8 protein-coding genes and 1 pseudogene are annotated in these 8178 nt (G+C 74.1%); 7 read left to right on the top strand and 2 right to left on the bottom strand.

Annotated features, from left to right (window positions below):
• Window positions 1-847: pseudogene (locus tag B9S58_RS06760) on the bottom strand (M12 family metallo-peptidase); the annotation flags it as partial.
• 225 nt (window positions 848-1072) lie between these two features.
• On the opposite strand from B9S58_RS06760, the gene B9S58_RS06755 reads away from it, so the two are divergent.
• On the top strand, window positions 1073-1945 hold the full coding sequence (locus tag B9S58_RS06755) for an ABC transporter substrate-binding protein (RefSeq protein ID WP_103531209.1): 873 nt from the start codon (window positions 1073-1075) through the stop codon (window positions 1943-1945).
• Window positions 1946-1970: 25 nt separating this feature from the next.
• Here B9S58_RS06755 and B9S58_RS06750 read toward each other — a convergent pair whose 3' ends face one another.
• Window positions 1971-2396: a nuclear transport factor 2 family protein gene (locus B9S58_RS06750; RefSeq protein ID WP_103531208.1), complete on the bottom strand. Its 426-nt coding sequence runs from the start codon at window positions 2394-2396 to the stop codon at window positions 1971-1973.
• Window positions 2397-2545: 149 nt separating this feature from the next.
• On the opposite strand from B9S58_RS06750, the gene B9S58_RS06745 reads away from it, so the two are divergent.
• From B9S58_RS06745 to B9S58_RS06720, 6 genes are all read left to right on the top strand, one after another.
• Complete coding sequence (locus B9S58_RS06745; protein WP_103531207.1) at window positions 2546-3115, top strand: PadR family transcriptional regulator; 570 nt, start codon at window positions 2546-2548, stop codon at window positions 3113-3115.
• 77 nt (window positions 3116-3192) lie between these two features.
• Entirely contained in the window at window positions 3193-3888 is a 696-nt protein-coding gene (locus B9S58_RS06740) for a helix-turn-helix domain-containing protein (protein ID WP_103531213.1), read from the top strand.
• A complete protein-coding gene (locus B9S58_RS06735) occupies window positions 3885-5363 on the top strand; it encodes an MFS transporter (RefSeq protein WP_103531206.1) in 1479 nt (492 codons plus the stop codon). The genes B9S58_RS06740 and B9S58_RS06735 overlap by 4 nt, the downstream gene beginning before the upstream one ends.
• The gene (locus B9S58_RS06730) at window positions 5347-6279 is read left to right on the top strand and encodes a carbohydrate kinase (RefSeq protein ID WP_103531205.1); all 933 of its coding nucleotides are present in this window, start codon (window positions 5347-5349) and stop codon (window positions 6277-6279) included. The genes B9S58_RS06735 and B9S58_RS06730 overlap by 17 nt, the downstream gene beginning before the upstream one ends.
• Before the next feature lie 181 nt (window positions 6280-6460).
• Window positions 6461-7486, top strand: a complete 1026-nt coding sequence (locus B9S58_RS06725; RefSeq protein ID WP_103531212.1) for a beta-ketoacyl-ACP synthase 3 — start codon at window positions 6461-6463, stop codon at window positions 7484-7486.
• Window positions 7470-8178 (top strand): beta-ketoacyl synthase N-terminal-like domain-containing protein (locus B9S58_RS06720; protein WP_308457894.1); only part of this gene is annotated, 709 nt, incomplete at its 3' end. The genes B9S58_RS06725 and B9S58_RS06720, both read left to right, overlap by 17 nt.

Here is an 8178-nt window from a genome sequence, read left to right as displayed (position 1 = left end):
GGCCCTGATCCGCCGGGCACGCCCCGGTCGCGGTATCCGGCGACGATTGGCATGGTCTCGCGCAGAACGCGCACGCCGTCGCTGTCCGCGTCGCCCAGTCAGAGGCCGTTCCAGGTCTCCGTCGCACTGGAGAACCGGCTGATCCGCCGGCAGTGGTTCCCGCACGCGGAGCGGTACGCCATGATCGTGTAGCGCTTGCCGTCCTCGGTGATCCAGCCGGTGTTGTACGGACGGTTGCGGCTCACGCTCATCGAGCCGTCCGCGTTGCCGGCCAGCGTCGTACGGTCATGGGCGAGGCCCAGGTTGTGGCCGATCTCGTGGTCGCCGAATCCAGGTCGATCCCGTCGACGTCGACGACCGCGTAGGCGTACTCGTCCGTGGAACTGCCGAGCGCCGGCGTGTAGTCCGCCGTGCCGCCGCCCCGCTGCGGCCGGTCCACGACGAGCGTGACCAGGTCGGCGCCGTACCGTGCCCGTTGTTCGTGCACCTGCCGGCCGAGCCCCGCCGCATGGTTCTTGAGGGTGGTGTGCGCGGCGCGGAACTCCTCCGAGCCCGCGTAGCCGGTCGCCGTGTACGGGTGGACGACGCGGATGATGCCGCAGAGCCCGCCCGCGACCAGGGACCAGTTCATCCGCGTCGCGATCCGCTGGGCCGAGGCGGGCACCCGGTGCTCGCCGCCCACCTGTTTCGCGGCCTTCGGCGTGTATACGGCCAGCACGTCGACCACGGGGCACTGCGGCGCCGTACCTGCCGCGGCCCCGGCCGTGGCAGGTAAGTCCGCCGAGGCCGCACAGAGCGACGCTCCGATGCCGACGGCCAGGGGCGCCTTCAAAAGGGTCGCGCGCATGGGGAGTTGACTCCGTCCGGAAGAGGCCGGCCCTGGGCGCCGCCCGATGACTGAGGGTGCCTCATTTCTAACATCCGGTGATGCGGGCCGCCCGGCGTGGCCGAACCCGGTCGACGGCCGTCTGTTCCCTGGCCGGAGGGGTGTGGCGGTGAGGAGGTGGGCAGGTACACGTGTACGAACTCGCACGAATGGAACGGCAGTCGGCGGCAGAGGGGCGTGTGTGACGTGACGGAACAGAGCCAATGGCGGTTCTCCGACGACCGGGGTCAGCAGTCGACGGCGCCCCGTCCGCCCGGGCGGGTGCTGGCCTATGTCCAGGCCGGGGCGACCCTGTGGGATCTCGGAATCCGGCCGGTGGGGATCTTCGGCTCCGGCCACGACGGGCCGGATCCCGACACGGCGAAGACCGGGACCCTGCCGCTGGACGAGGTCGAGTACGCCGGTGCGGGCGGCGCCCTGGACGTTGAGCGGCTGCTGAGCACCGGGCCGGACCTCGTGGTGGCCGTCAGCTACGGCGGCGGCCATGTCTACGGGCTGGCCCCCGAGACGGCCAAACCCCTGGAGGAGCGGGTCCCGGTGGTCGTCCTCGACGTCAGCCAGGCCCGTACGTTCGGTGAGATCGGCGAGCGGTTCGCCGAACTGGCCCGCTCGCTCGGCGCGGTGGACCGACCGGGCGCGGACCAGGACCTGGACGCCGCCCGGGAGCGGCTGCGCTCCGTCGTCGCCGCCACGTCCGCCGACGCGCCCCGGGTGCTCGCCCTCTCCCCGGCCGGCCCGGACCAGGCGCATGTCGCACGCCCCGCGATGTGGCCCGAACTGCGGGTGCTCACCGGCCTGGGGGTCCAGGTCGTGGCGCCGGCCGAGGGGTCGGGGGGCAACTGGTCCACGCTCGACCGCTCCGACACCTTCGCGCTGCGCCCCGAGGTGATCCTGACCGACATCCGCGCCCACGCCGCCCCACTGGAAGAGCTGCGGGGGAGTGCGGGTGTGCCGACGCCCGTCGTCCCGTGGAACCCCGAGCCCCTCTACGGCCCCCGCGACCACGCCCGGTTCCTGGGCCTGGTCGCGGACGGCCTGGAGGCGGCGCGGGTGAGCTGATCCGGAGCGCTGTTACGGGGCGCTGTTACGGGGAGGGGGCGAGGCCGTCAGCGACCAGACCGGCGAGCACCGCCTCGCCCAGCGCCTGGACGGCGGACTGCGGACGGACCATCACGGTGAACTCCTTGATCCGTCCGTCGTCGTCCAGGTGCAGCAGGTCGATGCCGTGGATCTCCCGGCCACCAACCGTCGCCCGGAAGAGCAGGACCGCCGACGGCGCCTCGGCCCCGTCGGCGCTCGTCTGCGAGGCACCCGCGAGCTCGCCGACGTAACGGAAGTCCTGGAAGGTGCGCAGCAGGACGCCGAAGAGGCCCAGCACCGCCGGCCGGCCCTCGAACGGGGTGAACTTCACCGGGCTGTAGAGCCGGATGTCCTCGGTGAACAGATCATCCAGGGCGCCGAGGTCGCGACGGTCGACGGCGGCGCGGAAGTGGTCCACTGCGGTGGTCATGTGTCCTCCTTGATGAGGTGCGCCCTCGCCGAGGCGCGCTTCCTGGTCATGAAAGTGACTAGTCAGTTTCATGACTATCATGGGGGTCGGTGTTCCGGACAGGGGTGGGCGAGGGGCTGCCCGGACGCGGCCGAGAAGGAGGCGGTCCCATGGCGTTGCGCCACGCGGTGCTGGCGGCGCTGCTCGACGAGGAGCTGAGCGGCTATCAGGTCACGAAGGCGTTCGCGGCGGGCGTCGCGAACTTCTGGCACGCCCGGCCGCAGCAGGTCTACGCGGAGCTGGCCGGGCTGGAGAGGGAGGGGCTGGTCGCGGGGCGCGAGGTCGTCCAGGAGGCGCGCCCCAACAAGAGGCTGTTCCGCGTCACCGACGAGGGGCTGGCCGAGCTGGAGGGCTTCGCGTCCGCCGCGGCCAAGCCCTCGTTCCTCCGGGAGGATCTGCTGGTCCAGGTCCAGGCGGCCGACCATCTCGACGCCGATGTGCTGATCGAGCGGCTCGCCGAACGGTACGCGTTCGCCGAGGCCAAGGCCGCGCTGTTCGAGGAGCGGTTGCGCAGGATGCGCGGGGGGCTGGGTGAGGCGGAGTTCCTGCTCCATGGCCCCCGCGTCGGCCCGTATCTCACCTGTCGCAGGGGGCGGGACTTCGAGCGCGCCAACCGGGACTGGTGCCGGGAGGTGGTGGAGGTCCTGCGGGCGCGGGGGGAGGTTCCTGCCGGCTCCTGACCGCCACCGCCCAAGTTCCCAAGAATATTTTGCAAATATACTTTGGGAAAGTGTCCGTTCCGTTCTACGCTGCGGTCATGGACAACGATGACGGCCGTCGCGTACTCGATCCGGCACAGGACGGGGCCGCCCTCAAGGCACTCACCCACCCCCTGCGCCTCACCCTGCTCGGGCTGCTGCGGCAGCACGGCCCGGCCACCGCGAGTGAACTCGCGGTCAGGACGGGGGAGTCCTCGGCCTCCACCAGCTACCACCTGCGGGTGCTCGCCAAGTACGCGTTCGTCACCGAGGCCGCCCACCGTGACGGCCGGGAACGGCGCTGGAAGTCCGTGCACGACATGACCTCGTGGAGCAACGAGGCGATGCGCCGCAGCCCCGGCGGCAGCACGATCCTCAGCGTCCTGCACCGCCGCCAGGTCGAGCACCTCCAGCGGTCGCTGGACCGTCACGAGGCGGACCTGGAGAGCGGCCGGCTGGGTCAGGAGTGGCAGGAGCCGTCGGGAGTCAGCGACTCGATGCCCCGACTGACCCCCGAGTCGCTCGCCGAGTTGTGGGAGGTGCTCCAGGCGAAGTCGGACGAGCTGACCGCCCGTGACGCCGGGAACCCCCGCGCCGAGCAGGTCGTCCTGTTCACCGCGGGACTCCCGCTGGCCCCGGACCCGGTGGCCGGTACGGGACCGGTGGCCGATCACGACCACGCGGACGCCCCCGCCGGACCCGATGCGACGGGAGCCGCAGGCCCGGACGCCGCCGCTGCCGGAGACGCCTCATGACCGGCGGACCGGCCCTCGCGGCCCCCGCCCCGGCACACGGCCCGGACGAGGCGACCGCGCGCCGCCGGTTCGTCACGGTCTCCTTCCTCTTCTGGCTCCCCATCGGCATGTCCATCGCGACCGGGGTGCTCCTCTTCACCGAACGGGGCATGGGTCTCGCCGCCATCGCCGGTTTCTACGCCGTGCACTCCCTCACGGCCGCCGCGACGGAACTGCCCATCGGCGGCCTGTCCGACGTCATCGGGCGGCGTCCGGTCCTGGCCGTCGCCGGGCTGCTCAACCTCGCCGCCTTCACCCTCATCGGCCTCGGCGCGGCGGGCTGGGCCATCGCTCTCGGCATGGGGCTGATGGGCCTGGCCCGCGCGCTGTCCAGCGGGCCCGCCGAGGCCTGGTACGTCGACACCGTCCACGCCCACGCGGGACCCGGCGCCGATCTGCGTACGGGGCTGGCGCGCGGCAGCTCCGCCACCTCGGCCGCCCTCGCGCTCGGCACCCTGCTCGGTGGCGGGCTGCCCTGGCTGCTCAGCCTCGCCCCCGGAGCGGGGGAGTGGCTGGCCGAGACGACCGCGGGCCTCGTGCTCCCGCTCTCCGTGCCCGCCCTGCTCGGCGCGCTGGTCGAGATCGTCTTCGTGCTCTACGTGCTGAGCGCCCTGACCGAAGCGCCCCGGCCCCGGGCCGGTGTACGAGAGGTCGCGGGTGGAGTGCCCGCAGCCATCGCCGCCGGGCTCCGGCTCGGCGCCCGGGACGCCCTGATCCGGCGCATCCTGCTGACCGCGAGCGCCGCCGGGGCCGCGCTCGCGGCCGTCGAACTGCTCACCCCGGGCCGGGCCGCCGCTCTCATGGGGACGGCCGAATCCGGGGCCCTGGTCTTCGCGGGACTCGCCTGCGCCGGATTTCTGTGCTCCGCCCTCGGCAGCCAACTCGCCGCGCTCGTAGCTCGGTTCACCGGTGGCAGCGAGCGCGCGGTGCTCGCGAGCCTCGGGCTGGTGACGCTGGGGCTGACCCTGCTCGGCCTCACCGCGCACTCGATGAGCCCCCTCGCCACGGCGGTCGCCGTCACCGGATTCGGACTGGTGTACCTCGGCCTCGGAGCCGCGGGCCCCAACGGGAACGACCTGCTGCACCGCCGGGTCGACGCCTCTGGCCGCGCCACCGCCCTCTCCGTCCAGTCGCTCTCCCTGCAACTGGTCGCCGCCGGCGCCGGACTGGCCGCAGGCGCCCTCCCGCCGGGCCCCCTGCCCTGGCTGCTGGCCGCCACGACCGTGCTGGCCGGAGCCCTACTCTGGGTCCGCCGGGCCGCCCCTGCGGATGTCCCCCCGTCGGTCCTCCGGCCGGCTCGGCGCAGCCACGACAAGCCCCTCCGGGGGAACGCGTCCACAGTGGAACCGGTGACCGTCCCGACGACCGCCGGCCCCGCCCGACAGCTCCACGACACGGCACCCGAGGAGACCCACCCCCATGCTCGACCGACTTGATCCGCTGGTCATCGGCGAATGCGTCGCCGACATCGTCCGGCTGCCGGGCGAGGCCGACCGGGTCCACCCGGGCGGCAGCCCCGCGAACGTGGCGTACGGCCTGGCCCGCCTCGGCCACGACACCACCCTGCTCACCCAGTTGGGACCGGACGGCCACGGACGGCTCATCCGGGACCGGCTGGCCGCCGCCGGGGTCGAGGTCCGCACCGACGGCGCCACCGGCCCCACGCCGTCGGCGGCAGTCGCCCTGGACGACCAGGGGCGCGCCACGTACACCTTCGAGGTCGGCTGGACCTTGGGCCCAGTGGTGCTCGACCGGGTGCCGCGGCATGTGCACACCGGCTCGATCGCGACCGTCGTCGACCCGGGGGCCGCGACGGTCCTGGCCGCGGTGGAGTCCCTGCGGGCCGGCGCCACTGTCAGCTACGACCCCAATGTGCGGCCCGAGTTGATGGGCGAACGCGCCCGGGCCGTGGCCCGTGTCGAGCGCTGCGTCGCGCTGAGCGACGTGGTGAAGGCCAGCGACGAGGACCTGAGGTGGCTGCACCCGGACGAGGAGCCGGATCAGGTCGCCGGGCGATGGCTCGCCGCCGGTCCCGCACTCGTCCTCGTCACCCGGGCCGGGGAGGGCGCGTTCGCCCTGTTCCCCGGCGGCAGGGCCGTCGCCGAAGCGCTGCCGGTGACCGTCGCCGACACCGTCGGCGCGGGCGACGCGTTCATGTCCGGGACCCTCCACGCCCTCGCCGCGCACGGACTCCTCGGCCCGGACGCCCGTGACCGGCTGCACGCCGTGGACCGGGACACCGTCGCCGACGTCCTGCGCCACGCGGTCGCCTCCGCCGCCGTGACCGTCTCCCGGGCCGGGGCCAACCCGCCCGGCACGGAGGAGCTCCAGGAGGCACTCGCCCACAACTGACGCCACGTCATGACCCGTTCGGCTCAGTCGAACGCATCCTCGTGAGACGTTCCGCCGTTCGTCAACCGGATGCAGTACGACAACGGGATCGGGGCAACGGGTGGCGAGGAGACGGACGGCCGACAGCGGTACGGAGCCGGGGACGCGGGCGGGCGTCTTACCGGCCGGGGCGCGCACGGCGGTGCTGGAGAGCGTGGCGGGCTGGGTGCCGGGGGAGCCGGTCGGCAACGAACGGCTCCCCGCGGACTGGGGCATCGACGACGCCTGGGTCCGCCGCCGCACCGGAATCGGCAGCCGGCACCGCGTCGGACCGGGCGTTGCCACCGGGGACCTCGCCTACCAGGCGGCCTCCCGGCTGCTGGCCCGCGCCCCGGCGGCGGGCGCGGTGGACGCGGTGGTCCTCGCCACCGCCACCCCCGACCACCTCTGCCCGGGCACCGCCCCCGCGCTCGCGGCCCGGCTCGGGCTCGGCACCGTGCCGGCCCTGGACATCGCCGCCGTGTGCAGCGGCTTCGTCTACGGACTCGCCGTCTGTCACGGGCTGGTCGCCTCAGGCCTCTACGAGCGGGTCCTGCTGGTCGGCGCCGACGTCTACTCGACCTGGCTCGACCCGGCCGACCGCTCGGCGGGCGTCGTCTTCGGCGACGGGGCGGGCGCCGCCCTGGTGGCGGCCGGGCACTTGGGCGATCCCGGGGAACTGCTCGCGTTCGACCTGGGCAGCGACGGCACGGGCTACGACCTGATCACCGTCCCCGGCGGCGGGGCCCGCGCGCGGGCGAGCGGCAAGCCGCCGGGCCCGGGCGACGGTTTCTTCCGTATGCAGGGCGGCACCGTCTACCAGCACGCCGTCGAGCGGATGACCGGCTCCTGCCGGACGCTCCTGGACCGGATCGGCTGGGACCCGGCCGAGGTCGACCGCTTCGTGCCCCACCAGGCCAACGCCCGGATCCTGCGCGCGGTCGCCGACCGGGTCGGCATCGCGCCGCAGCGCTGCGTCACCCATCTGGAGCGGGTCGGCAACACCGGCGCCGCCTCCATCCCGCTGGCCCTGGCCGACGCGGTGGACGGGGGCCGTCTCCGCTCCGGCGACCGGGTGCTGCTCACCGCCTTCGGGGGCGGACTGACCTGGGGTTCGGCGGCACTTCGCTGGCCGGGGACCCCGCAGACCATTTCTACGGAAGGAACACAGCATGTCGCTCCCCGCTGATCAGGGCACCGAGGCCGGAACCGGCACCGCCATCGCGGTGACGGGGGTCGGCCTGGTGACACCCGCAGGGGCGGACGAGCACAGCTTCTGGGAGGGGCTGTGCTCCGGGCACTCCACCGCCCGGCGGTGCGAGGAACTCGCCGGTCTGCCGGTCGACTTCGGCTGCCCGGTGGACGGCATCGACCTGGACGCGGCGGTGGGCGGCCGGTCGGTGTGGCGGATGGCCCGGTTCGTGAAGCTGGCGCTGGTGGCCGCCCGGCAGGCCGTCGCCGACGCCGGCCTCGACCCGGCACGGTGGGACGGCAGCCGGGTCGGGGTGGTCCTCGGGGTGGGCGTCGGCGGCGTCTCCGTACTCGTCGACAACGCCGCCAGGCTGGCGGCCTCGGGACCCGAGGCGGTCTCCCCGCTGCTCGTCCCGATGATGATCCCCAACGCGGCGGCGGGCGAGGTCGCCATCGCGCTGAAGGCGGGCGGCCCGAGCCTCGCCCCCGCCACCGCCTGCGCCTCCGGGGCCACCGCCGTCGCCGTAGCCCGCGACCTGCTGCTCGGCGGCAGCTGCGACGTGGTGGTGGCGGGCGGCGCCGAGTCGGTGCTGACCCCCCTGGTGGTCACCGCCTTCGCCCGGATGGGCGCGCTGTCCACCCGCACCGGCGACCCGGCGGCCGCGTCCCGCCCGTTCGCCGCCGACCGGG

This window comes from Streptomyces sp. SM11, from assembly GCF_002910905.1.
Lineage (GTDB): Bacteria > Actinomycetota > Actinomycetes > Streptomycetales > Streptomycetaceae > Streptomyces.
This window is presented reverse-complemented; position numbering and strand designations above follow the sequence as displayed.